Source organism: Bacillus mobilis (assembly GCF_001884045.1).
Taxonomy (GTDB): domain Bacteria; phylum Bacillota; class Bacilli; order Bacillales; family Bacillaceae_G; genus Bacillus_A; species Bacillus_A mobilis.
Window position 1 is genome coordinate 318,360 of sequence record NZ_MACF01000119.1, and the last position, 25,809, is coordinate 344,168.

Annotated in this window: 20 protein-coding genes, 3 pseudogenes and 3 other annotated features; of the genes and pseudogenes, 4 read left to right on the top strand and 19 right to left on the bottom strand. The window is 34.8% G+C overall.

The features are described 5' to 3' along the window. Positions 1-27 precede the first annotated feature (27 nt). The 11 genes and pseudogenes from BAQ44_RS21330 to BAQ44_RS21380 all read right to left on the bottom strand — a co-directional run bounded on the left by BAQ44_RS21330 (position 28) and on the right by BAQ44_RS21380 (position 17,643). Positions 28-3,144, bottom strand: coding sequence for an MMPL family transporter (locus BAQ44_RS21330; RefSeq protein ID WP_063260014.1), 3,117 nt, complete (start codon positions 3,142-3,144; stop codon positions 28-30). A 251-nt stretch (positions 3,145-3,395) separates the two neighbouring features. Next, positions 3,396-3,962 carry a TetR/AcrR family transcriptional regulator gene (locus tag BAQ44_RS21335; protein WP_001107306.1) on the bottom strand — a complete coding sequence of 189 codons (567 nt, stop codon included), beginning with the start codon at positions 3,960-3,962 and terminating at the stop codon, positions 3,396-3,398. A gap of 228 nt (positions 3,963-4,190) precedes the next feature. Next, positions 4,191-5,351 (bottom strand): GNAT family N-acetyltransferase, encoded by a 1,161-nt coding sequence (locus tag BAQ44_RS21340; RefSeq protein WP_063260015.1) that lies wholly within the window; start codon positions 5,349-5,351, stop codon positions 4,191-4,193. Positions 5,352-5,506: 155 nt separating this feature from the next. Beyond that, complete coding sequence (locus tag BAQ44_RS21345) at positions 5,507-6,664, bottom strand: RNA-guided endonuclease InsQ/TnpB family protein (RefSeq protein ID WP_071723593.1); 1,158 nt, start codon at positions 6,662-6,664, stop codon at positions 5,507-5,509. Beyond that, positions 6,661-6,924 (bottom strand): annotated as a pseudogene (locus tag BAQ44_RS21350) (MerR family transcriptional regulator). The gene BAQ44_RS21345 and the pseudogene BAQ44_RS21350 overlap by 4 nt, the downstream one beginning before the upstream one ends. Positions 6,925-7,251: 327 nt before the next feature. After that, positions 7,252-8,541 (bottom strand): 3-phosphoshikimate 1-carboxyvinyltransferase, encoded by a 1,290-nt coding sequence (gene aroA / locus BAQ44_RS21355; RefSeq protein ID WP_071723595.1) that lies wholly within the window; start codon positions 8,539-8,541, stop codon positions 7,252-7,254. 16 nt (positions 8,542-8,557) lie between these two features. Continuing rightward, complete coding sequence (gene tyrA / locus BAQ44_RS21360; RefSeq protein WP_071723597.1) at positions 8,558-9,658, bottom strand: prephenate dehydrogenase; 1,101 nt, start codon at positions 9,656-9,658, stop codon at positions 8,558-8,560. Next, the gene (hisC, locus tag BAQ44_RS21365) at positions 9,651-10,751 is read right to left on the bottom strand and encodes a histidinol-phosphate transaminase (RefSeq protein ID WP_071723598.1); all 1,101 of its coding nucleotides are present in this window, start codon (positions 10,749-10,751) and stop codon (positions 9,651-9,653) included. Before hisC ends, tyrA begins: the two co-directional genes overlap by 8 nt. An 18-nt stretch (positions 10,752-10,769) precedes the next feature. Next, positions 10,770-11,942, bottom strand: a complete 1,173-nt coding sequence (aroC, locus tag BAQ44_RS21370; protein WP_061679623.1) for a chorismate synthase — start codon at positions 11,940-11,942, stop codon at positions 10,770-10,772. A 53-nt stretch (positions 11,943-11,995) separates the two neighbouring features. Further along, positions 11,996-12,215 (bottom strand) — a binding site (T-box leader). A 9-nt stretch (positions 12,216-12,224) separates the two neighbouring features. Beyond that, a complete protein-coding gene (locus BAQ44_RS21375; protein WP_001273575.1) occupies positions 12,225-13,301 on the bottom strand; it encodes a bifunctional 3-deoxy-7-phosphoheptulonate synthase/chorismate mutase in 1,077 nt (358 codons plus the stop codon). 194 nt (positions 13,302-13,495) lie between these two features. Then, positions 13,496-13,731, bottom strand: a binding site (T-box leader). Positions 13,732-13,785: 54 nt separating this feature from the next. After that, positions 13,786-14,022, bottom strand: a binding site (T-box leader). A 108-nt stretch (positions 14,023-14,130) separates the two neighbouring features. Continuing rightward, a complete protein-coding gene (locus BAQ44_RS21380; RefSeq protein WP_084669597.1) occupies positions 14,131-17,643 on the bottom strand; it encodes a DUF4020 domain-containing protein in 3,513 nt (1,170 codons plus the stop codon). Between the two features lie 151 nt (positions 17,644-17,794). Between BAQ44_RS21380 and BAQ44_RS21385 the strand changes: the two genes are divergently transcribed. Continuing rightward, complete coding sequence (locus tag BAQ44_RS21385) at positions 17,795-18,232, top strand: YndM family protein (RefSeq protein ID WP_001013095.1); 438 nt, start codon at positions 17,795-17,797, stop codon at positions 18,230-18,232. A gap of 123 nt (positions 18,233-18,355) precedes the next feature. Here the strand turns inward: BAQ44_RS21385 and BAQ44_RS21390 are convergent, their stop codons facing one another. The 4 genes from BAQ44_RS21390 to BAQ44_RS21405 are packed head-to-tail and all read right to left on the bottom strand — an operon-like array spanning position 18,356 to position 20,303. Next, entirely contained in the window at positions 18,356-18,886 is a 531-nt protein-coding gene (locus BAQ44_RS21390; RefSeq protein WP_071723600.1) for a cysteine hydrolase family protein, read from the bottom strand. After that, complete coding sequence (locus BAQ44_RS21395) at positions 18,861-19,430, bottom strand: isochorismatase family protein (protein WP_071723601.1); 570 nt, start codon at positions 19,428-19,430, stop codon at positions 18,861-18,863. Before BAQ44_RS21395 ends, BAQ44_RS21390 begins: the two co-directional genes overlap by 26 nt. 5 nt (positions 19,431-19,435) lie before the next feature. Beyond that, positions 19,436-19,984, bottom strand: a complete 549-nt coding sequence (locus BAQ44_RS21400; protein ID WP_071723604.1) for a GNAT family N-acetyltransferase — start codon at positions 19,982-19,984, stop codon at positions 19,436-19,438. A gap of 13 nt (positions 19,985-19,997) precedes the next feature. Beyond that, positions 19,998-20,303, bottom strand: coding sequence for a YfzA family protein (locus tag BAQ44_RS21405; RefSeq protein WP_063260555.1), 306 nt, complete (start codon positions 20,301-20,303; stop codon positions 19,998-20,000). Positions 20,304-20,403: 100 nt separating this feature from the next. Between BAQ44_RS21405 and BAQ44_RS21410 the strand changes: the two genes are divergently transcribed. Next, positions 20,404-20,922, top strand: coding sequence for a kinase (locus BAQ44_RS21410; RefSeq protein ID WP_071723606.1), 519 nt, complete (start codon positions 20,404-20,406; stop codon positions 20,920-20,922). A gap of 50 nt (positions 20,923-20,972) precedes the next feature. Here BAQ44_RS21410 and entB read toward each other — a convergent pair. Then, positions 20,973-22,469: pseudogene (gene entB / locus BAQ44_RS21415) on the bottom strand (cell wall-binding protein EntB). Between the two features lie 212 nt (positions 22,470-22,681). Next, positions 22,682-23,173, bottom strand: coding sequence for a hypothetical protein (locus BAQ44_RS21420; protein WP_063259472.1), 492 nt, complete (start codon positions 23,171-23,173; stop codon positions 22,682-22,684). A gap of 176 nt (positions 23,174-23,349) precedes the next feature. Here BAQ44_RS21420 and BAQ44_RS21425 point away from each other — a divergent pair, with 176 nt between their 5' ends. Then, positions 23,350-23,730, top strand: a complete 381-nt coding sequence (locus BAQ44_RS21425; protein WP_063259471.1) for a VOC family protein — start codon at positions 23,350-23,352, stop codon at positions 23,728-23,730. A gap of 52 nt (positions 23,731-23,782) precedes the next feature. Then, positions 23,783-24,088: pseudogene (locus tag BAQ44_RS21430) on the top strand (GNAT family N-acetyltransferase); the annotation flags it as partial. A 94-nt stretch (positions 24,089-24,182) separates the two neighbouring features. Here BAQ44_RS21430 and BAQ44_RS21435 read toward each other — a convergent pair. Both BAQ44_RS21435 and BAQ44_RS21440 read right to left on the bottom strand, forming a co-directional pair. Then, the gene (locus BAQ44_RS21435) at positions 24,183-25,181 is read right to left on the bottom strand and encodes a hypothetical protein (protein ID WP_071723608.1); all 999 of its coding nucleotides are present in this window, start codon (positions 25,179-25,181) and stop codon (positions 24,183-24,185) included. Next, on the bottom strand, positions 25,171-25,749 hold the full coding sequence (locus BAQ44_RS21440; RefSeq protein WP_071723610.1) for a sigma-70 family RNA polymerase sigma factor: 579 nt from the start codon (positions 25,747-25,749) through the stop codon (positions 25,171-25,173). Before BAQ44_RS21440 ends, BAQ44_RS21435 begins: the two co-directional genes overlap by 11 nt. Positions 25,750-25,809 lie beyond the last annotated feature (60 nt).

A 25,809-nucleotide genomic window follows, 5' to 3' on the forward strand; every position in this document is an offset into this window, starting at 1 on the left:
AGAATCCCCTTATAAAAGGGGATTCTTTTATTGTCTTTTGCTTAATTTCTTCGTATAATTCTTCATTTTATTCGTTAACCCTATTAAAGCAGGTAACAATATTGGCATCACAATGATAGCTAATAGTAACAGTGCAACACCAACAACGGATGCTACTTGTATAAGTGTCAATACACCTGAAGGGATTAATGCAGCAAATGTACCACCTAAAATAAGTGCCGCCGATAATACGACTCCTCCTATGTGACGAGAGGCATTTACAATTTTCGTTGCTGGTTCTCCCTCTAACTCATTGTAACGCATCATTACGAAAATGCTATAATCCACACCTAAAGCGACAATCATAATAAAACTAAAGAATGGTACATTCCAGCTTAATGACTCTACGTTTAATAAGTGTGCACTAATTTGTTCACTTATACCAAGTGATGCAAAATAAGCTAATATTAAAGATCCAATAATAAAGATTGTATTTAAAAATGACCGTGTAATAACGAGTAATACAATCGCAATTCCAATTAACATAATCGTAGCTGTACGTAAGAAGTCTTGACCTGTTACTTCTTTTAAATCAACGTTTCTAGCAGTTGTACCGCCGATCGCTTTTTTGGCTGATTTTAATTCTGTACCATTTAACGTACCGTCTATCGTTTTATTAATATCTTCAATGATTGGCATCGCTTCTTTTGAATACGGATTTACGTCTAAAATGATTGTCATTTTAGCAGTCTTTCTATCATGTGACATATACGTATTCAATGCTTTTTGGAAATCTTCTCCGTCTAAAACTTCTTTTGGAATATAAAATTTCTCAGAGCTTTTTGATTCATTCAGTTCTCCTAAATATTTCTGAGCATCCCCTAGTCCGTTACTTACCTTTTCAAGCCCTTCTGTACTTTTAGATAATCCTGATTGTAATTGCCCCATCTGTTCTTGCAAGTCTTTCAGCCCGGTTAATAACTGGCCTTGCCCATCATTTATTTTTGTTAATCCGGTTTGTAACTCAGATGACTTGTTCGCGATTTGTTTTGAACCTGAAGCACCTTCATCTAATCCATTTTTAAGATCAGCTGCTCCTTTTTGTAATTTAGTAACTCCATTATTCATTTCTTTTAAGCCGTTATCCACTTTCAATAACGATTGATTTGCTTCTTTAAATGAGCCCATCGCTGCTTTATGCTGCGTTGCTAATTGATTTAATTCATTGGAAAGCACGCCTAATTGCTTTTGAGCCTCTTTAGCAATTCCTATCGTTTGCTGTATGTTCGGATCATTTGCTAATTCTGGTTTCGTTTGAATGAAATTGGTCATTAGCATTTCAATTTGTTCATAGCCTTTTTTCGCACCATCAATGGCTTGAGAAATACTTCCGAAGTATTGATCGTAAGAACTTAAACCTTTTTCTAACTGCGAATAACCAGCATGAAGTTGTGAAGTTGCATTAGATAAAACATTTATATTTTCATTTACTGAAGTTAATCCACTCTCAATTTGCTGCGCACCTTGTGCTCCGTCATTTATACCATTTGATAGTTGATGTAAAGCTGTTCCTAATGCTGTTACACCATTTTTCGCTTCGTTTGTTCCATCAATTAACTTTTGAACGTTTGCAAGACTATTTGAGTCTTTACTACCCATTTTATCTTTCGCAGTAGTTAATCCATCATTAATTTCCTTTATACCACCATTAGCATCTCCTAAACCTGTATTTAGTTCTCCCGCTTGTTTATTTATATATAGTTCTTTTATCCTTTCACCAGTTGGACGCGTCGGTGAATATACTTCTGAAACACCTTTCACTTTCAAAATCTTATCAGTTAGTTCATCTAAAGTTTGAAGAGAACTCGCCTCGTCTAACTTGTTATCCGATTGAATGACTAACGTACTTGGTGAAGAAAAACCAGGTGGGAAATGGTCTTCTATTACGTTAATCCCCATCTTTGATTCGTACTTATTGTCTACTTCAAATAAGTCATTGTAATTAAGTGTACTAGAATATTTTAATACGAAAGGAATCGATATCACGCATACAATAATTAAAGCTACAAATGGTCTTGCTACTGAGTTTTTCGCAAAGAATCCCCATAATCGACTGTCTTCATGACCTTTAAATGTTTTAACTGGATAAAACATTCCTTTTCCTAAAAGCACCATGAAAAACGGATTTAAAGTGGTTAAAACGAGTAGTAATACTAAAACACCAATTGCTACCGCTGAAGTAGATTGATATAATTTAAAACTTGCTAAAGCAAGAGATGCAAAACCAATTAGCACCGCAATCCCACTATACAATACGGTTTTACCTGCCGATTTAAATGTTTCTTTCGTAGCTAAAAATGCGGTTTCTTGTTTACTTAATTCTTCTTTAAATCTCGTAAATAATAAAATGTTATAGTCTGTTCCCACTCCAAACAGAACGACAACTACAAAGACTTGCGTAAAGTTTGAAAATGGAAAATTAAATTGATCTACAAGATGAGCAATAATCCCCATTGAAACTAAGTACGATACACCAACTGTAAGAAGAGAAATAATCGGAACAACAGGTGAACGGAATACAATGATTAATACTATAAGAATGAAAATGATTGAAATAACTTCAGTCGTTTTCACTCCCTCTTGAGAGGATTTAAGAAAATCACCCGCTATTAAGTCACTTCCTGTTAAGTACGTTTTTACCCCTTTTGTTTGTACTTTTTTATGAAGATTATTTGTAACTTTTGATATTTCACCATGCTTTTTATCTATTGATATTTGCGTTAAAATAGTCGTATTATCTTTAGAAACTAATTGTTTTTCCAAGTCTTTATTATCTAAATGTGAAACAACTTCCTTAATTCCTAATTGCTCTTTTTCATTTTGTAAAGCATTGATTGTTTTTATTATTTCATCTTTTTGCTCAGTTGTTAAAGCTGCTTTACTTCCACTATTAAAAACAGCTATAACATCATATTTTTCTGTCCCGTCTTTATCCATCTCTCTTATCATTTTGTCAGCGATACTACTTTGCTCTGTATTAGGAATCGTAATATGCCCTTTCTCTTTCACTAATTTATCCATATTAGGCATCGTTACGATCATTGTAATAGTAATAACTATCCATAATAGAAAAGATAAACTTCTCCAATTTTTCAGCTTACTCATATTAATCATCTCCCGTTTTGAAAGCTTCACGTTAATTTAGGAATGAATATTCATTCCTATTATTTCGAAACTATTTTTAGGAATGAACGTTCATTCCTATCATTCTATTAATTTATTTTATAAACTCTATTAAACTACTCTTCCCGGAATGAATGTTCATTCCCTTAGTTGCACAAATATCCTCTCCTACTTTCATTTTTTAAATCTATTTAGGAATGAATATTCATTCCTGTCCTTATAAAGCTATAGAATCAAATGATTCTAATAGCATTCCAAGAGCTTTCTTCCAATTCTTTTACTAACTCTTTCGAGTATTCTAATTGCCCTGTTGCAATTACTTTCGTTAATTTTTCTAACGGTTGATATACAATAATAATTAAAGCAACTGGAGGCAATGGACGAAGAAAACCTTTTGCGATTCCATCTTCAATAATATTCATAAAGAAGCCTATAAAATCGTCAAATATTTTCTTACTCTGTTCGTCAAGAAAATAACTATCGCAGTGAGAATTTGTAAATAAAAAAGCATCCACATTGTTTCTCGCAAATTCAAATAAACGGTTATACGTATGACTAAACTGTTCACGAATATTTGCTTCAACAGGAAAATCCGTTTTTATCATTTCAGAAAGCTGTAACATACTTTTTGAAAATAATGAGTTAACAAGTGCCTCTTTATTTGCAAAATAGCGATAAATAGTACCCGCACCGACATTTGCTTTCTCAGCGATCATTGGAATTGTCGTACCATCGTAACCACGCTCTGCAAAAAGTTGCATCGCAGCATCAAAAATATCCTCTTGTTTGTTTTTAGCCATTTTTTCCACCTCTATTTTCAGGAATGAAAATTCATTCCGTTTTTAATTATAAATTACAGGGACTAAAAGTCAAGTGCGTAACTACGTATAGTTGCAATTTTAATCCCTTGTTTGTGAATCAATTTATATCAGCGGTTTTTAGAATATATCGATTTACCGACAAAAACGAGAACGAAAGAGAAAGCCGTCCAAAATTTTGTTTGGGACAGCCCATTTCCTATTTAAATCTTAAAAGAAATCATAAATAAATGCTTTACGTGCTGGAACTATATTTTCAAATGCTTGTATTTCCTCTTCGCTTCCGCTAATGAATTCTAGTTCATTAAGTTCTAACGGACGTTTGTATCCAAACATTATTGTAGATAATGCATTTATATCCAGCTTAATTCCTTTATCTATTGTTTCCTCTTTCATAATTGTTATTTCATGATTCGCAAGCCTTACTGATACGTTATTCCACGGTGCAAACGAATCTGTAATATGTAAAATCACTTCTTGCTGTACATTGTTCCAATTTAATTCATATTGTTTTAGGAACTGCTCTACATCTACAATTCTTCCCATAAAATACGGCTTTATTTCTGCCTTTACTCGCGGCTCTTGTAGTGTATATAATAACGGTTCGTTTTCACTTATAGTCATTTCAAGTTCTTTAATCATAGAATCATGCTGACAAATAAAGTTCCACAGACCATTTCGCGCTTCATTATGCAGTGGAACAAATTCTTCTACTGTCATTTTGCTGTTTTCAATTTTATATAGCATGTAGCCAGCTGCCCTTTTATTTTCATCGTAATAAATCGCTAATGTTAAATCATCATATACAGCTTGTAACCACCATTTTTCATCGCGAACTAGCATACCGGAAAAACGTTTTGCAAATGTTTCATAAAGTTTCTCGACCTCTTCAGAGTGATTTTCTTTATTGAATCGTTTCACAGTACCGTTTACTTGTTTTTTCATCACTAAATCGCTCTTTGTCATTTGACATACAAGGAGGTTCGCACAAAGTTCCCATCCATATTTACGGTAAAACGAAACGGCAAATGGATGTAGCATCGATACTGTATATCCATCTTTTTTCATCGTTTGTAGTGAGTGTTGAAGCAATTCTTTTACATACCCGCTTCTTCTATACTCTGGATACGTCGCTACCCCTGCAACGCCACCCATTTTAAATTTTTCTTTGCCTATGTATATATGAAACGGAATGAGATGCAGTTTTGCTGCTAAATCTTCCCCTTCCATAATACCGTATATTTCATGACTTTCTTTCATCTTTGTAAGTTGCTGCTGCAATCGTTCCTCTTCAACTTTATATTGAAAAGCGTATTCTGATAAGCGTATTGCTTCTTTGAATTTATCTTCTTTTAATCGTATAACGTTCATATACTTCTGCTACTAAAAATATAGACAAATGTATATCCTTAGAGTATTCCTGCTTCTACGTGCCCTGCCTCGCTAATCACTTGCTACTACAGTTTGCTGTGACACTCCACAGGCGTAAATTCCGATGTAGCCCACCGTACATATATACAATCTATTTACGTTAGTATTGTATATTCTTTTGCTTGTAAAAGGTTGATCGCTGCGTTCAAATCTCTATCCATTACATTGCCACGTTCACATGTATATACTCGGTCAGATAGCTTTAAATCTGCTTTCTTTTGACTGCAACATGAGCATAACTTTGACGATGGATAAAACCGGTCTACTTGACGTAATTCAATTCCATATTCCTCGCATTTCGTCAAAAGCCACGTTTGAAAAGCAAAAAAAGACTGCTTGGCAATTGTTTTAGATAAATGTTTATTCTTCATCATACCTTTCACATTCAAATCTTCTACTGTAATAAACGTTGGCTTGGTTTTCACCACATTCGTTACAATAGACTTTACATACTCTATTCGAATATTCGCTAATCGAGCATGCAACTTTTGCACTCTAAGAACATTTTTATCTATATTCACTCTTTTATTAGTAACAGATTTTTCACCTCTCTTTTTTAGATTTTCAAATTTACGTGCTAAAGAGCGTTGTTCACGTTTTAACCGTTTTTCTATCTTTTTTACTTTTATTGTTTTGTTGATGTTTTCATGAACGATACCATCGCTACGTGTAGCAAAATCTTTCACTCCTAAATCAATCCCTAGACCTACTGCATTGAGTGCTAACTTTGTTGCCATTTCTTCCAATTCGCAAAGTACAGATACAAAATATCTTCCTGCTCTTTGGTATACTGTGCCACTTTTTACAGTTGCATTTTTAGGGATATATCCATACTCTTTTAACCTTATCCAACCAATTGTAGGAACTTTTACTCTATGTCTTTCTACTGTCCAATCTGTTTTGTTGTTTTTCGGAAAGTAGCACTTCACATCTTGCTTCCTCTTTTTTTTATATCGTGGAAACTTAGATAAACCTTTAAAAAATTGCTTAAAAGCTTTATCTCCATTCATAATCGCTTGTTTTACCGCTTTGCTCGACACTTCTTTAATCCACTGGTCACACTCTTTTGTATGAATATTGTTCAGCCATTTGGAAAAGTCATAGCCACTAAGAAATTTCCCCTCCGACTCATATGCCTCTTTATTTTTAGAGATATACAGGTTATATACATATCGACACACCCCAATAGTTTGATGGATTTTACTCACTTGTTCAGTTGTCGGTTTGATTTCTATTAAATATGCTCTTTTCATAAGTCTTCATCCTCCGACATTTTCTTTTTGTATTTTCTCAACCCATATATTCTACAGCTAAATACATGAATGATAGATATTAAATTCTGAACAAGTTCTTCTTGCATACCCATATATTTCTTATACCGTTCTTCTGTATAATATCTTCTTCCTTTTGGGTTTCGGTAAGCAGGTAAAACACCTTGATTGTCCTACCTTTGCAATATCTTAACAGAGACATTAAGCATTTCTGAAAATTCTTTCGGTTTATATTGTTTCATAATTACTTTTTTGCTATATATGCACACTTTTGTCTATGTTTTTTTACTGTTTCTTTCTCCTCCATTCCTTGTTTGAATTGTACCATAATTCTCAATATTACAGTGCGGTGAATGAAATTCACAAAACGAATCCAATATAAAAAAGCAGATACATCCCGTATCTGCTTCTTATTACTTTATCCCGCTTTAACGGGCAGTAAGACCCCCACCTCATAATTTAGCGAAAGCAAAGAATTTAGGTGGGGGATCAACTGCCCGTTAAAGTCCGATTGGTTCAACTAATAATTAGTGGGAGATGAAGAACCCCCCACTGATTAAAGTTTCACTTTATTTAGCTAACGTTTGAAGTTCGTCGAAGAATGTAGGATATGATACGCCTACTGCTTCTGCATCTTCAATTATGGTTTTTCCTTCTGCGATACATCCAGCGATCGCAAGCATCATTCCGATGCGGTGGTCACCGTAACTATTTACTGTATTACCTTTTAGAGCTGATTTCCCGTAAATAATCATTCCGTCATCAGTTGCTTCTATGCGAGCTCCTAGCTTCGTTAATTCTGCAACGACTGTATCAATACGGTTCGTTTCTTTAACTTTTAATTCGTGCGCATCTTTAATAACTGTAATTCCTTCTGCTTGTGTTGCTGCTAAAGCAATTACAGGAATTTCATCAATTAATCTTGGAATAATATCTCCGCCAATTTCAGTTCCTTTTAATGAGGATGTTTCAATTGTAATGTTTGCAGCTGGTTCTGATGCTCCTTCGTTAATTGGTTCTACAGTAAACGTAGCACCCATTTTCTCTAATACATCAATAATACCAGTACGAGTTGGATTCATCCCTACATTTTGTAATACTAGTTTACTATTTGGAATAATTGCGCCCGCTACTAGGAAAAATGCTGCTGACGATACGTCACCTGGCACTTGAACGTCTGTTGCTGTTAGCTTTTGTCCACCTGCAAGTTTTACTGTTTTTCCTTCGCGCGTTACTTTAACGCCAAATGCTTCAAGCATTCTTTCCGTATGATCGCGTGAAATATGTGGTTCTGTAACAGCTGTTACACCTTCTGCTCGAAGTCCTGCAAGTAAAATAGCTGACTTAACTTGTGCACTTGCTACAGGTGAAGTGTATTCAATTGCTTTTAAATTCCCGCCACGTATCGTTAACGGTGTAAACGTTCCTTCTTCGCGGCCATCAATGTTTGCACCCATTTGTTTTAATGGATTTGTAACACGTTTCATCGGTCTTTTTGCAATAGATGCATCACCTTGTACACAAGAGAAAAATGGTGTATTTGCCAAAATTCCTGACATTAAACGTATTGTTGTACCAGAATTACCAACATCTAATACAACTTTCGGTTCTTGTAAACCTTCTAATCCTTTACCAACTACAGTGACTTCATCACCATTTTGCACGATGTCTACTCCCATTTCTTTAAAGCAAGAAATCGTACTTAAACAGTCTGCACCAGGCAAGAAACCTTTAATTGTTGTTTTTCCTTCTGCAATCGCGCCGAACATGACAGCGCGGTGTGAAATGGATTTATCACCTGGAATTGTAATGTTGCCATTTAATCCGTTATTAACAGGTTGTATCGTTCTTTCCTTCACGTTTTCACCTTCTCATTTAAATTGTTTCATAAGTTTGGTATTTTTCTTCTCCAAGCGCTAGCTTTGCTTTCATACGATCTTCTTCTCTTTGGAAGCTAATACGTAACACCCCAAGCAATCCTTCACGCGCTTCTAATATTTGCAAGTTCGTAATACTAATTTCTTCGCGCGCTAAAATGTTCGTAATGTGAGCCAATGCTCCTACTTTATCTAAAACATCGACGTATAAGTCGTGATAGGCAGGAATTGCTCCTCTTTTTCGTACTGGTAAAGAGTCACGGTATTCTTTCGCGTCTGCAAAATAGTTTTGAATCTCGCCTGCATCTCCGGTAGAAACTGTATCATATAAATCTTCCATTTCAGAGATCCACTCTTTTAATAATACCATTAAATGCTCACGATTTTGCTTAACAATATCACTCCACATTTTTGGGCTACTAGATGCGATACGTGTAATGTCTTTAAAACCTCCAGCAGCTAGTTGATGAATAAGTGGATTATCTCCTGCATGTTTCTCCACTTGCTTTACTAATCCAGCGGCGATAAGATGTGGAAAATGACTTACAATCCCTGTTACATAATCATGTTCTTCCGTATTTAAAACGAGAAAATGAGATCCTGTACCTTGCAACCAACGCTTTAGTTCTTCTACATGTTCATTTGGCACATGATTCATCGGTGTCAAAATGTAAAATGCATTTTCAAATAAATGTGCTTTTGCACTTTCAACGCCCGTTTTATGAGAACCTGCCATTGGATGTCCACCAATGAAAGAAACTTCCTTTGAAAATAAAGCTTCCGCTTCATTCATAATCGTCCCTTTTGTACTACCAACATCGGTTACAATAACATCTTCTCGTAAACGAAATGACGCTAATTTGTGTAATAACTTCTTCGTTTCTTCAACTGGAGAAGCAAAAACAATTAAATGAGCCTCTTCACATGCATGCTGTAAATCTACAGCTACTTCATCTACTACGTGTAATTCTTTTGCACGCTCTACTTGTTCTTGAAAAATATCATAACCTGTTATCGTTACATCGTGCTCTTTCTTAATTGCTAATGCGAGAGAGCCTCCGATTAAACCAGTCCCAATTAAAACTACCTTTTTACGCATTTGCCTCATCTCGAGACTTTCTTTTTTTATTTTCAAAGTGTTGTTGTAACACTGAAATCACTCCTTCATTTTGTTCCCTTGTTCCGACTGTAATACGGACACCATTTGGGAACGGACGAATAATAAATCCTGCGTGTGCACAAGCCTCATAAATATCCTCAGCATTCTCAACTGGCAAGAAGATGAAATTTGTTTGCGATGGATAAAATGGAATTTCATTTTCCTTACAAAATCTTTCGTATTGTTGTAATCCTTCTGTATTCACACGAACTATTTCTTCAATAAACTCGTCATCATCAAAAGCAATCGTCGCTGCTTTTTGCGCTAATGAAGATACGTTAAATGGCAAACGTACGACATTTAATTTCTCGATTAGCTCTTCGTGTCCAATCGCATATCCAACGCGGAAAGAAGCTAATCCGTATGCTTTAGAAAATGTTCTAAGTACAAGAATGTTTTTATGTTTTTCTAAAAGCGGTAATGTCTCTGGGAAATCTTTTGCTGTTACGTATTCATAGTACGCTTCATCAATGACAATTAACGTATTTTCACTAATACCTTCAATAAATTGAGACAATTTTTGATCATTCACATATGTGCCTGTCGGGTTATTTGGATTACAAATCCATACGATTTTCGTATTATTATTTACCGCTGACGAAATTTCGTCTAAATCGTATACTCCGTTATTTAAAGGAATTTCTTTCACTTCACAGCCTTCAATAATTGCATGATGACGGTACTGAGGGAATGTCGCACCAGCTGTCACGATGTTATCTCCTGCTTTAAGTACTGCACGGCTTATTATTTGAATGACTTCATCTAATCCACTACCGCAAAGTACTTGTTCCATTTGTACATGTAACTTATTTGCAATTGTTTGACGGAGCGTTGTAGCACCTCCGTCAGGATATAAAGCATGTTCCAACCACGATTTTTGCAACTCATCTAAAACACGTGGTGAGCAGCCGAATGGATTTTCATTCGATGCTAATTTCACAAATGTATGATTTCCGTACACTTCTTTCATTTGTTCAGGTGATTTACCTGGTGTATATGGTTGTAATGATGAGAGTTGATCTTTTACTTGCATGTTAAAACCACCTTTTTATTAAAATTCTTTTGCGTATTTGTTATGTTGCGTAAGGTTTTGCTGAATTAATTCTATACGATCTTTTCCGAATTGTTCGACTAGTGCGTGTGCAAGTTCCCATGCTACAACAGATTCAGCTACTACACCTGCCGCTGGTACTGCACAACTATCAGATCTTTCAATACTCGCTTGGAATGATTCTTTCGTATCAATATCAACACTTGCTAACGGTTTGTATAATGTAGGTATTGGTTTCATAACACCCCTTACGACAATTGGCATGCCTGTTGTCATACCGCCTTCTAAACCGCCGGCATTATTCGTTTTTCTCGTGTATCCTTGTTCTTCATCCCATAAAATTTCATCATGTACTTTACTTCCTGGCTGTCTTGCTGCTTCAAAACCAACACCAATTTCAGCACCTTTAAATGCATTTATACTCATAATTGCACCAGCTAGTTTTGCATCTAATTTACGATCGTAATGAACGTAACTACCAACACCTATTGGCATGCCTTCTGCAATGACTTCAACAATGCCGCCGATTGAATCTCCGCTACTTTTAGCGTTATCTATCGCATCCATCATCTCTTGTTCTACTTCTTTATCTAAACATCGAACTGGTGAGTTTTCAGTAATTGTTTGAATCTCTTCAATTGATAAGTTTGAAATATGTTTTGCTTTTACTCCCCCAATTTCAAGTACATGCCCTGCAATTTCTACGCCTAATTCTTTTAAAATTTGTTTCGCAACTGCACCAGCAGCTACACGAACTGTCGTTTCTCTTGCAGATGAGCGCTCTAGCACGTTTCTTATATCACGGTGACCGTATTTAATTGCCCCGTTTAAATCCGCATGTCCTGGACGTGGTTTTGTAATTGTACGTTTCATTTCTTTACTTTCTTTTTCCGAAATTGGCTCTGCACCCATTACTTTCGTCCAATGTTTGAAATCATCATTTTTTACGATTAACGTTATCGGCGAGCCGAGTGTTATCCCATGACGAACACCACTTACAATTTCAACTGTATCAGTTTCAATTTGCATACGTCTTCCGCGTCCGTGCCCTTTTTGTCTTCTTAATAATTCTTTATTAATATGTTCCGCTGTTAATGTTAAACCTGCTGGTACACCTTCTAAAATAACTGTTAACTGCGGTCCATGTGATTCTCCAGCTGTAATGTATCTCATTTCTCTTGCCCCTTTACTATTTTTTTGTACAAAAAAGTCCCTACTGAGCGCTCAGTAGGGACGATTTTTATCGCGGTACCACCCTAGTTGTAGACAACTTTCGTCTACCTCTCTTCTTCTTTAACGATCATTTGACCGTCTTTACCTCCAACAGTTGGCGGAAAAGATGCTCCAAGGCTGTAATTCATGCTTATCTTTGTACTGATTCACACCGACCATCAGCTCTCTATAACAGGGAGATAAGCACTACTGTTTCCTCTTCAGCGCATATATGATATGGAATTAAGATAATTTATTTTTGAATCCTTTTAACTCATCCATGAATCTATGGAATTCTGGAATATCCATTTGTTGTGCAGAATCTGATAATGCAACTGCTGGGTCTGGATGTACTTCAGCCATTACTGCATCCGCGCCAATTGCAAGTGCTGCTTTCGCTGTTGGTAATAATAAGTCTCTACGTCCAGTTGAATGCGTTACGTCAACGATAACTGGTAAATGTGTTTCTTTCTTTAAAATCGGTACTGCTGAAATGTCTAATGTGTTACGTGTTGCTCTTTCGTATGTGCGGATACCGCGCTCACATAGAATAATTTGGTCGTTACCTTGTGCAATGATGTATTCAGCTGCGTTAATGAATTCATCAATTGTTGCTGCTAATCCACGTTTTAATAATACTGGCTTGTTAACTTTACCTACAGCTCGTAATAAATCGAAGTTTTGCATGTTACGTGCTCCAACTTGAATTACATCAACATAGTCTAATGCCATTTCAACATCGTTCGGATTTAAAATTTCACTAATGATCGCTAAGTCGAACTCATCTGCTACTTGGCGTAATATTTGTAATCCTTCTACTCCTAAACCTTGGAAATCGTAAGGAGATGTTCTCGGTTTGAACGCACCACCGCGCATTAATTTTAACCCTTGGTCTTTCATCGCTTGCCCTACTTGGCGAACTTGCTCTAAGCTTTCTACCGCACATGGTCCCATAATGAACGTTTGTGTTCCGTTTCCAATTAATTCACCTTTTACATCAACAATTGTGTTTTCTTGTTTCTTTTTACGTGATACTAGTAATGCTTTACGGTTATCATCTTCTTGTAATTCTAAGCTTGCTTTGAAGATTGTTTTGAAAATATGTTGAACCGTTGACGTTTCGAATGGTCCTTCGTTATGTTCTGCGATCATATCAAGTACTTCACGCTCACGTACTGGATCAAAGCGTTTCGTACCTTGTACTTGCTTTTGCTCTCCAATTTTTTGAACGATTTCACCACGTTTGTTTAAAAGGTGTAATAGTTGTAAGTTAATTTCATCTACCTGTTTACGTAATTGATCTAATTCATGATTTGCCATTTGGAAATCCTCCTCTAATGTTTTAAAAGTATAGTAAGAGAATGAAAAATTCTCTATTTTCTGAACTGATAAATTATACAAATTTTAAGTGGAATCGATACCTCTTCTTATTTTAAACGAATACTTACTATAAGGACACTATCTACTAGATAAAAACCCACTTTTTTGTACAAAAAATCCCTACTGATTCAATCAGTAGGGACGATATTTATCGCGGTACCACCCTAGTTGTAGACTTCTTTCGTCTACCTCTCTTCATTGTTAACGATCATCTGACCGTCTTTCCCTTCATAAAGACAATATTATCTTTACTACGAAAAAGATGCTCTAGGACTGTAATTCGCTCTTGTTTTTGTACTGGTTCGCACCAACCACCAGCTCTCTGTTACAGGGAAACAACAACTACTGCTTTTCCTTTCAACGCATGTATATTTAATTTTCAAGTTGGACCACTAAAATACAAAAAGTCCCTACTGAATAAATCAGTAGGGACGATATTTATCGCGGTACCACCCTAGTTGTAGACTAACTTTCCGTCTACCTCTCTTCACTGTTAACGATCAATTGACCGCTTTTTCTTCATAAAGACGAAACTATCTTTATTACGAAAAAGATGCTCCAAGACTGTAATTCATGATTATCCCTGTACTGGTTCACACCAACCACCAGCTCTCTGTTACAGTAAGACTAACCACTACTGTGATCTCTTCATTGCACTTTGTTTATTCAAATGTTTTTTGAAATTGAATAAGTATGATTCGTATTATAGAACGCTTTTCAAAACACTGTCAACAACTTTTTATATATTTTTTAAAATTCCACTTTCGCCCTACATTTCTTCTTGTAAATTCTCCATAACAATTCCGATGCGAATTATCTCATTATCTATTGCATTTAATACATACTTTTCTACTCCGTACCGGATTAATACTTCTTTTATTCGAATGATTTCCGTTTCAAGTAAATCGGCTTCCTGAAGCGTTTGCAGTAAAGTAAAAAATACATTTGCATACAAATCTTTGGACATTTTTATACGCTCTGTCTTTTCAAGTATTTCGTTCAATAACTGTTTTATCTCCGTTTGATTCCCTTTTCCACCCACGTCCGAAAATGATTTACATATTATCGATAATCCTCTTTCTACTATTTCATCCATAAATAAAATAATACGTAAAAGCATTACATATTCTCTAGCTGTGATTTCACCCATTTTCGGTCGCTCTCGCAAAAATATACTGAGCCAAGCTGTCCAAAATTTTTGTTGTTCTTTTACACTTAACGTTTTGACGTAATAGCATAAAAACTGCATAAATTTAATTTTATTTTCTTCATTTTCTTGTATAAGCAATGGGTATAACCAATCTGTTTTTTGCTCCCAATACAGTACACATTTAATAAATACAAAACTAAGCCATTTTAAGAAAGCTTCCCTCGTATGCGGATGCAATACTTCCAAATGTTCTACCGCATACTTAATAAATCGCTTCATTTCTGTAAATAAAGGTAAATTGATTTGCGTGTAGCATAAGCCTGCCCATGCATATTTCGTAATCTCATTTTCCTTCTTTAAATCTAAGTACGGTAACAAATATTTTCGGCACCATTGCTTCTCAATATGATAAAGAAATGTAATATCTGCTACTAAACGAGCTAACATGTAATTTGTCCGCTCTGAACTAACCCTTACTTGCTCTTCAAATAAAAATAAATATTCATACACGTTTCGATCGTATAAATGATCATATGATAACAGTTTTAATAATACAGCTGTCATTTTCCCAACAGGATGTTGGATCGATTCATTGTAAAAATCTTGTTTTCCAAGCTTAAAATCTGTATCACTTTTCATTACTTGAGGAAATACCGCAAAAGCAAACCGTTTTACGTTGCGTATGCTGTTTTCCTCTAGATCCTCTAATCGATTACTAATTTCATATAGAAAACTGCTAATTAACCAATGGAAAGCAGTATTTCTAACAAATTTCTGCAATAATGGTACAACTTTTTGGATTTGTTCATTTGTCAATCCTCGGTTATTTCGCCACTCTCTAATACAAACAAACCATACTTCATTACTTATTTCATGCATACTAACTAATTGATAAGCAAATGAAATACTCCATTCTATATTCAATTTACATGCTTTCGATAACATCTCTAAAAAATGACGTTGTTCAAAAACTCCGTCTTGAGAAAATTGCCGAACTTGTTTCATAATTTCATCGTCTTTCAGCTGTAATAATCCATCAGCAGTTACATTACAAGTAATACTTTGTTCTGCGGTTTCTTTCTTTTGTACACTGTATCGCTCAGAATGAAAGTGAGGATGTTTTTGCTTCATTACCTCATAACCTTTTGCTGTAGATGGACTATTTGAATCACAAGTGAACAATAAATCTAATACGAAACAAACATCAAATGCTCTCTCCTCTGCAAGGTCTTTCAGTACAATCTGAATGACTTCTTCCTTTGTTTTTTCTAGAGAAGATGCGAAATGATTTTTTATAAGTTGAAAAACTTCGTGTTTATACGTGACATCTAAAAGAAGTCCTTCATGTAACAACCATTTTATTTTGTCATCAGCGCTAACAAATATGTTTTTATTCATTGCATCAATTGCAATTCGGGTCTGAAGCACGCTGTTTGCTTCTATCATTTCTGTAATATAATAATGTGCTTTTTTCTCATTGTTTTCACATAAATAAGCTAAACACTCTTTTACAATTTGAATTAAAAAGGCAAGATCATTTTGCTGAAACTCTTTTTCAGCATTTTCCTTATCCTTTTTTTTCAAAGCCGTTTGTCGTAGTGATAACAGTCGCATCTTTTCTATTCCCATCATCATAATTGGTACGGCGTAATAGGAAATATACGGTTTCATCTTCTCATTCCACATTTGCTCCACATAAGAAAATGTAGACAATGGTAAACGACTCGATTCCTCAAGTTCTATCGATTCTTGTGTATCATTTCCCCATTTTCTTTCCCGCTTCAACTTAAGCTTTCCATCCAAAATAAACGTTAGTAACAATAAAGCAATCTCTTTATGCTCAGGAAAAGAACATTTTTGCAGTAAATAAGAAATTTTTTCAATTGATTTACTATCTTTTTCAGCTGTTTCTAGTAAAAGAAGTGTCCATCTCGCAAACAACAACGGGTCCATCTCAATTTTCGTCTCGTTTAAGTAGCTACAAATTGTTTTCCATAATAACGGAGATAGTTTAGAATGATTTTTAAAAATTAATTGAAATAATTCTTTTTGATGACTAAAAAGAAATTGTTCCACTAACCATTCTGCAAGTAGTTCATCTACCTCATTATCATTTGATGTAACTAAAAATAAATTTTGTAATTTCCCTTCTGCTTCAAGCCATTCCACCCATTCATAATCATGAGCAAATTCAACAAAGTAGCGGACTGTTTCAATTTTTTTTATGGATTGTTTTATGTATGATAATTGTTCCTGCTCTACTGAAGGCGGAACTGTTACTATGTCACGAATTCGCATTCGTTTTGTAATATAATTATCTCCCATTAATTCCGCCCATCGCTTCACTGCTTTAACGAGTGATTGATGATTATTTCCTTTATTCGGATATACAATCGGCCGTATTCCTAAATGCTCCCAGTGGTACGTATTTTCCCCTTGTGCAACAAATGCATAACGCCTTGTACTTGGCGGTAAACCCGTCGCTAAATATTTCATTACTGGGTCATTATGGCTATATCCAACGAATAAAACGGTATAATTCGAGAATAAATCCACTAAAAATCTTCTTGCCCATCCTTCCGTCAAGTAAGCCCTTCCAAAATCACCATCTGTTAATATTAATGCTTCTTTCTCTTGTTCTATATTGCCATGTATGTAAGCAAGACCTTTAAACGCTCGACCTGTAGGTAACGCAGGTGCGTAATATACGTTTAATTCTCTATTCATTTCTTTCATCGCAGTTGTAAAATGCCGATCAAAATTTGTCGTTACAATACGGACTTCTGTATCTAAAGGAAACAACCTCGGAATCGCATAATGAAGCGGATTCGGCTTTGACTTTTCAGTATGAACTAAATCTCTTGCAACTTGATGTACATCTTTTGTTTTCGCAATTTTACCAAGATAATAATCATGTGGTTCTGTTATTTCACGTGTTTCCACATATAACGTTTTCGCAATTTCATCAACTAGATCATCAAAATTCGGTAAGTTTGATTTCCCTTTCATAGAAACTCCCGCTCCAACAAATAGTACTAACTTTCCTTGTTCAAGATGATCAATTAACTCATCTGGAATTTCTACTTCTGAAGTAATCCACACCATGGATTCCCCCTTACCTAAAAATGTCATATACTCTCATTTTACTATAACATTTTTTCTTTGTTTTTTTAATATTTAGACAAAAAAACGAACATGAAAAAGTTTTATGTAAATATATTTGTTACAATGTATGAACTCCTAAATTTATTGTAAAACTATGTATAAATCGGAGGTGTAAATATTGAATGGTTTTACTGTAGTACTTATTAAGTTTATATCGTGCATTATCGCATTTAGTATTGGACTCGCTTTATTTTTCCCTGCAACATTCGTCCAAATTATTTCATTTAGTCTCTTTGTTACAATCGTATCCTATATGTTCGTCGACAAAATCATATTAAACCGAATTGGCAATACTGGCGCCATTATGTCGGATTTCTTACTAACGTATTTAAGCGTATGGATTTTCGGTAATATTTTATTAGACAATTACATGCAAATTGCATGGGGCAGTTTCCTTTCCGCTACTGTCTTTACATTATCTGAAGTAATTGTGCATCGCTTTTCTAACTCACACACAAGGCACAACAATGATAACATTCATATTAATCGCCGCTTTGCATATGGTACGGAATTTGCTGAAGAGCAGAATATATTGGATAAAGATAAGAAGAAGTAACTTTTTGATGCAGGAGCGCCCTTTTAATTATGTGGTGCTCCTTTTTTATGTATTCATTATGGTACGTGAAATTATATGAACGATATTTTCAAGATATCGTTCATATAATAAAAAAACTACCTCTTATTTAGAGGCAGTCCCTTTCAAATCTTTTAACGTAACAACATTAGCAAATGCTCCAAACACTACATTATGATGCTTTACAATGTCTTCCGCACGTAACACTTCTGTATTAAACGTACTATGCGCATCACTCACTAACGTTACTTTATACCCTTCACTAAACGCTCTTCGCGTTGTCGTATCCACACAGTACTCTGTTTGCATACCTGAAATCATAACGTGTTCAATCCCTTTTTCTTGTAACACTTCGTTTAAGTTTGTCTTATGGAATGAATCTGGCGTCGTCTTTTCAACGATACGATCCCCTTTTTGCGGAGCAATCGCCTCATGCACTTTCCAGCCTTCTGTACCTTTTTCTAACGGATGATCTTTTGGTCCGTTATGTTGTACATAAATAACTGGAATATCATTAGACCGACATTCCCCAATAAGTTCTTGCAATATTTCTAAAAACTTCTCCCCATTATGTACTGGCATTCCTGCTGTATACATACCTGCTTGCACATCAATTACTATTAAAGCTTTTTTCATTTCGCGCAGCTCCCTTTTTTGTATATGTTTCTATATATTCATCATAATACAAAACTTCAATTACATTAGACCAATTCAAGACTGATCCGATAAAATCTTTTATATCAAGCCCAGGCATTTCATATACTTCTTCATCGTTAGCAGTTCCTGTCGCATCTTCAATGAGCGTAACTTTATAGCCTTTTTCAAAAGCAGCGATACTTGTAAATAAACAGCAAAATTCCGTATTAAATCCAACGATTACAACATGATCAACTTTATGTTTTGTTAATATCTCTTCAACACTTGTTCCTTTAAAAGCACTAGGTGTTGTCTTCTTAACTACATAATCCGCAAACTTGGCATATTCTTCTATTAATTCGCTGCCGGCTGATTCAAAATACAACGTACTTTCTGGATTATTATCTCGGTGTTTTAAGAAAATAATAGGTTCATTTTCTGCTTTAAATCGTTTTAAAAGATTTGTGATTAACTCTTTTTCAACAGAAAAATCTTTACACTCTAAAATCGCCTTCTGCATATCTAATACAAGTAGCGCCTTCATTTATATCATCTACCCCCAATAGTTTTATACTCCATCATCCAACAATCTTCTAATTCCCCCTCATGCAGCTCATGTTCCTTTAAAATCTTCACCTTTTTAAATCCGCATTTTTCATAACAGTTTATGGCGCGTTCATTATTTACTTTCGGGTCCATTGCGATTGCTTCTGCTCCCGTGTTCTCCATAATATATGTAATTGCTGCCTGAACGAGTTTCGTTCCAATTCCTTTTTCCCAATAAGTCGGTTCACCGATATATTGATCCATTCCCCATATATTTTGAGATTCTTCATAGCCATATAACGCTTTCCACTCAGAATCAACTGGATACATTTGAATATAACCAATCGGCATATTATCAAACTCTATTACACACCTTTTTTCATGACTATTGGGATTATGTATGAAATGATCCAGTACCATTTCTACAGATTGCGGATTATCTCGCCCTTCGTAATACTGCAAGACTTCTGGGTTTGTTAACCATTTTGAAATGACCTGTGCATCCTCTTCTTTTACGTACCGTACCGATACATAATCTTTTTGAAATAGCATATAATACCTCTTCTTAATTATTTATATTTTTCCTAGTTGTGAAATCTTTCATTGCACCAATTAATGCGTATGGTAACAATGTAATCGCAAAAAATGCTGTAAACACATTAAAATGAGGAATTTCATATGGAGTGAACCATTCCGTGAAAAATTCAGAATGTAAAATTCTATTTAAAAACTCTCCACTCGGCTTAAAATTTGGTGCCCATCCTGTAATCTCACAAATAATAAATAGTAATTGAACAATTATAAATGCCCCTAGATAGCGAAACCATGTCCGTTTCCAAATCGGCTGCGCCTTATTTAATTCATGTTCCATCTAACTCCCACCTTTTTATTTCAATCCTATTAATTATACACTTTCCGCACTTTATTTGTTAAAATTTTCTATATACTCATTCGCGCTGGGGGAATACATTATGTCTAATCCTATACTTAAATCAACTTTAATCATTCTTAGAGGCAACTCCGCAAGTGGTAAAACAACAATCGCAAAACAACTACAAGAACATTTCGGACAAGGTACACTTTTAGTATCACAAGATGTTGTACGTAGAGATATGCTTAGAGTACACGATACGATGGGGAATTTATCACATGATTTACTATTTGAAATTACAAAGTACGGAAAAGGAAAATGTAAATTTGTTATTTTAGAAGGCATTTTAAACAGTCGTAGATACGGTGATATGCTGAAAGAATTAATACATTTTTTCGAAGGAAACGTCTATACATATTACTTTGATTTATCGTTAAAAGAAACGATTCGACGACATAACACAAGGGACAAACGACATGAATTTGGTGAGGATTCCCTAGAAAAATGGTATAATCCGCACGATACAATTGAAGTTACCAGAGAAGCTATTTTTACAGATAACTTCACGCAAAAAGATATATTTGATGCGATTCTTACTGATGTTGCGATCCAAAAATAAAAGCCAGTCTCAATAAAGAGGACTGACTTCTATCTAGTTAACTATATTTATTATAAAATTTTAACTTTAACTGTTTGTCTTCCCCAATTCATAGCTTTACTTTTTGAGCCCATTAAAACATCAATACGATTTCCTTTAATAGCACTTCCAGTATCACCAGCGATAGCTTCGCCCTAACCTTCTACCCATACTTTAGATCCTAATGGGATTACTTTCGGATCTACTGCGATAATTCTCATATTCGGATTAGCCGTTAAATCATGCCCCATCGCAGTTAAAACGCGTCCACCATATGTACCATTTTCACTTGGATCAGCAGTATATGCTGTCGCTACTACCGTTAATTCACGTTTAGCAGACTGTATGTTATTTTTAGACTCTTCTTTTGCTTTGGCTATTTCTCTTGCTTTCTCTTCTTCCTTAGCCTTTGCTATTTCTCTTGCTTTAGCCTTTTCTATCTCTTGGGCTTTTGCTTCTTCCTTAGCCTTTGCTACTTCTCTTGCTTTCTCTTCTTCCTTAGCTTTGGCTATTTCTCTTGCTTTCTCTTCTTCCTTAGCCTTTTCTATTTCTCTTGCTTTCTCTTCTTCCTTAGCCTTTGCTATTTCTCTTGCTTTAGCCTTTTCTATCTCTTGGGCTTTTGCTTCTTCTCTAGCCTTCGCTATTTCTTGGGCTTTTGCTTCTTCTCTAGCCTTCGCTATTTCTTGGGCTTTTGCTTCTTCTTTAGCCTTCGCTATTTCTTGGGCTTTTGCTTCTTCTTTAGCCTTCGCTATTTCTTGGGCTTTCTCTTCTTCCTTAGGCTTTACTACTTCTTGTACTTTCGCTTCTTCTTTAGGTTTTACTACTTCTTGTACTTTCGCTTCTTCTTTAGGTTTTACTACTTCTTGTACTTTCGTTTCTTCCTTAGGCTTTACTACTTCTTGTACTTTCGCTTCTTCCTTAGGTTTTACTACTTCTTGTACTTTCGCTTCTTCCTTAGGTTTTACTACTTCTTGTACTTTCGCCTCTTCCTTAAGCTTTGCTACCTTTTGTGTTTTCACTTCTTCCTTAGCTTTAACCGTTTTTTGTACTTTTGCTACTTGCTTCGTTTTCTCTTCAGCTTTTTTTTCAACTGGTGCTGTACTTGATAGGAAAGAAACATTTATATAAGCTGTTTTTCCTTTATACTCAAATTGCAGCCATCCGTCTTTTACTTGATGCGTTGATTCAATAACATCATCTTTTTTCAGTCTACCAAGTATTTCTGATTCAGTATTTGCATCAGAACGGACATTTAACAAATTCGCTGTTACATGATACACATCTTTTGTAAACTCTGAACTTACAAACACTTCTTTACCGTTTAAATCAATTTTTGACCATCCATCTTCGGTATTTATTACTTTTAACTCTTGTCCCTCTTTTACCTTTTCAACAACTTTTGATTCCGTTGTCGGTTTTTCACGTACGTTGAGTACATCTGCTGTTACGATCGTTTCTGCGATAGCAGTTGTGGTAAAAGCCCCCAACCCAAAAACAGTTGCTGTTGCTGCTCCAATTACTTTTTTCATATTAGCCTCCATTACGTTTTTTGTATTCTATGAAAAATTTCCATAAAACCAGGAAATTCCACAGCGTATCAAAACATTTGCAATAGTATATTAATACCGCTTAATATACTGTTTTTAAAACTTCCTACTTCAATAGTATCAAATTCTCATTTCTAATTCTATACATTATCAATCTCTTCATCTTCTATAAGCCCTTCATGCCCTTTTGCATACTAAATCGTTGTCGCAATTCCCGCCAAAAATAAACTTACGATTGCTAAAAATTTTGCGCCGACTATAGCACCTCTTAAATGAAACTTATAATCTTTATATCCCTTCATCCCCTCTGTACTAGGAATAACAACAAATTCCGGGGTAATCCAGCAAAAAATTAGCCAATCGATTATAAACAAATCAACTAAATTGAAGATCATTAAAATACCAAAAGTATGTAAATAGGCATCTATATACAATAATTTTTCATGTTTATGTAGTATATATGTAGAAACGAACGGAGTACCGAAAAGAATCGCATGATATGCAATATTAAAGTAGATTGTTTGCTTTTTTTCATAAATCGATTTCGGAAAAACTACCTTTTGAATATCTTTTGGATAATCAGTTAACGAAAGACGTGGATTATAATATAAAGATCCTAAAATCATTACAGATAGTACAATAGACATGATGACACCAACGTACATCATTTGCTCAAATGGATTCATATACTTCATTCACCCTTTTCTGTAAAAACTATGTTGATTCTTTACTTACACATTATATGCTCATGTATAACCAAAAATTAACAACCCTCTTTAACACCCAGTCAAAATTCTTGCAATGCAAAAACAATTTTTATAAAGTGAAAACCTAATTAGTTAAGTTAGGGCTGGTGAAAATTATGAAAATAGAACATATTGCAATTTGGGTAAATGATTTAGAATTCATGCGTACTTTCTATACGAAGTACTTTAATGGTAAAGCAAACTCTTTATATCATAATGAAGCGAAACAATTCGAATCTTATTTTATTACGTTTGAAACTGGAGCAAGGCTTGAACTTATGCGCAAAAAAGGTATTGAAAATGAGCCTAATCTTAATATAACTGGCTATGCACATATGGCGTTTTCAGTAGGCAGTGAGGAACGTGTAAATGAAATTACTACAATCTTAAAAGATGCTGGTTATCCTTTACTAAATGGGCCACGCTTCACTGGAGATGGCTATTACGAAAGTGTAATAAGCGATCCTGAAGGTAATCAAATTGAAATTACGATTTAATGTCTCTTTTTCTTTTCTGAAGAACAATTGAAATTTGGTTTGGAGGAATATTATGCAAAAGGTGTATTTTACTAAATTTGAAGAAACAGATTTCAATTTATATTTCCAACTCGTATCAAATGAACAAGTAATGGAACAAATTACTGAGCGCACTATTCCGTTAAATGAAGCGCAAAATGACTTTACAAGGCTGTTAAAACGCAATGAAAACCATCAAATATTCGGCTCCTATAAAGTGTATGATTCTATTACAAATGAATATGTAGGTCTTGAACATGTTACGGTAAAAGAAGAGAATGTTAGAGAAGCTGAAATTGGTTATATGATTTTGCCAGAGCACTGGGGAAAAAGATACGGATTGCCTGGGGAGATTTTGAGTACAATTATTTAACTATATAAAAAAAGAAATGCTACACTTGAACTCAAAGTAGCATTTCTTTACATATTACGCTCTATTCAACCATCGAAAGTAAAACTTTCTCAAGCTCTTTTTTAGAAAGCATACTACCATTAATATAGACTTGATATGCTTTTTCCCCTTCTTTTGCAGGCACCACTATTTTCATAGCTCGTACATTCGATTCTTTATACTCACCGAATGTTACGTCATAGCCATTTAATTTATATTTTTTTATATCTCCAGTAAAATTATGTCCTCTTTTAGATGGTTTATCAAATGGTCTATCAAGAAAATAATCTTTATATTCTCCCTCAACGATCTCTAATTGATGAATTGTAAAACCTAATTCTACATCTGAAGTATGTGGCTCTTTTTTTACATTACGCTTTTCATATCTCATCGAAATCAACGGCATTGGTTTGTCTAATGTCGCTTCTGCTTTTACTTCTTCAAATACTAATTGATGTCCAACCGGAATATACGTTGGATGCTTGATTGGAAAACCAGTTATTTTTTCAGCTTGTTCAAATGTATAGGTAAATTGTTGATCTATTCTTTCTTCATATGTATTTAATTGTTCCATTACCTCTATATCTCTCTTTTCTTCATCAGCATTTAGACGATTTGTAACTGTATATTGTCTCTCACCATTCTCTACGACACTTACTTTCTTATAAAAATGGTACGTTTCCTGTAATAAAGCTACATACTTTTCAAAGTCCTCTTCTGTAAATATACGTTTAGCAATTTCTATACGTTCCATTACTAAATTATAACCATCCTCAGTCATTCCGATATCTTGTCTTGCTTTTTCTGGTGTCCCAACAATTTTATCCATTAATGTGGTACCTGCAAAAGTACCAGTCGGGATTAAAATAGCTGCAGCTACAAAGCCAAGTAATAACTTTTTCTTCATAGAAGTTTTCTCTTTATTTTTCATCTTTTCGTATTTATAAAAAGAAGCTTGTACTTTATCTTCTAGATTCGGAGAAGGCTCTAGATTCGCTGCCTTTCTTTTCAATTCATTCGTTACATATTTTTCAAAATCCATTTACTTCTCCCTCTCTTATGTCTGGCATATGCTCCATTTCAGCTCTTAATCGTTTTAGCGCAGTATGTAACCGGGATTTCACTGTACCAGTAGGGATTTGAAGAAGTGCAGCAATATCCTCCATACTATATTCATGGAAGTAACGCATAATTATTACTACACGATGCTTATAAGATAATTTTTGTACAATCTCCACTAATTCATTACGCGTTTCCTTATGTAAAATATCTTCATGCATTACGTAAGAACGATCTTGTTCATACATTTTTTTCTTTTCAAAAATCCGAAACCTTCGCCACGATTTACGACGCCAATCCTGTACTTGCTTCACAACTAGTCCATGTAACCAAAAACGAAATGAACGATTCATATCATAGTTTGTTACGGACTTCCACATTTGTATGTACACTTCATTCACTACATCGTCTACATCTTCGTTTTGACTTCCTACTAAAAATACTACTGTTTTATAAATATCTTTACATGTGTACTCATAAATAACTTGAAAGGCTTCTTGGTCCCCAGACTGCATTTTATACAGCCATTCTTTTAATTGTACTTCATCCAAAATTACGTTCCCCTCTCATAATCTTTCACACTATATTCGCCCGTTTCTCACAAAAGGTTC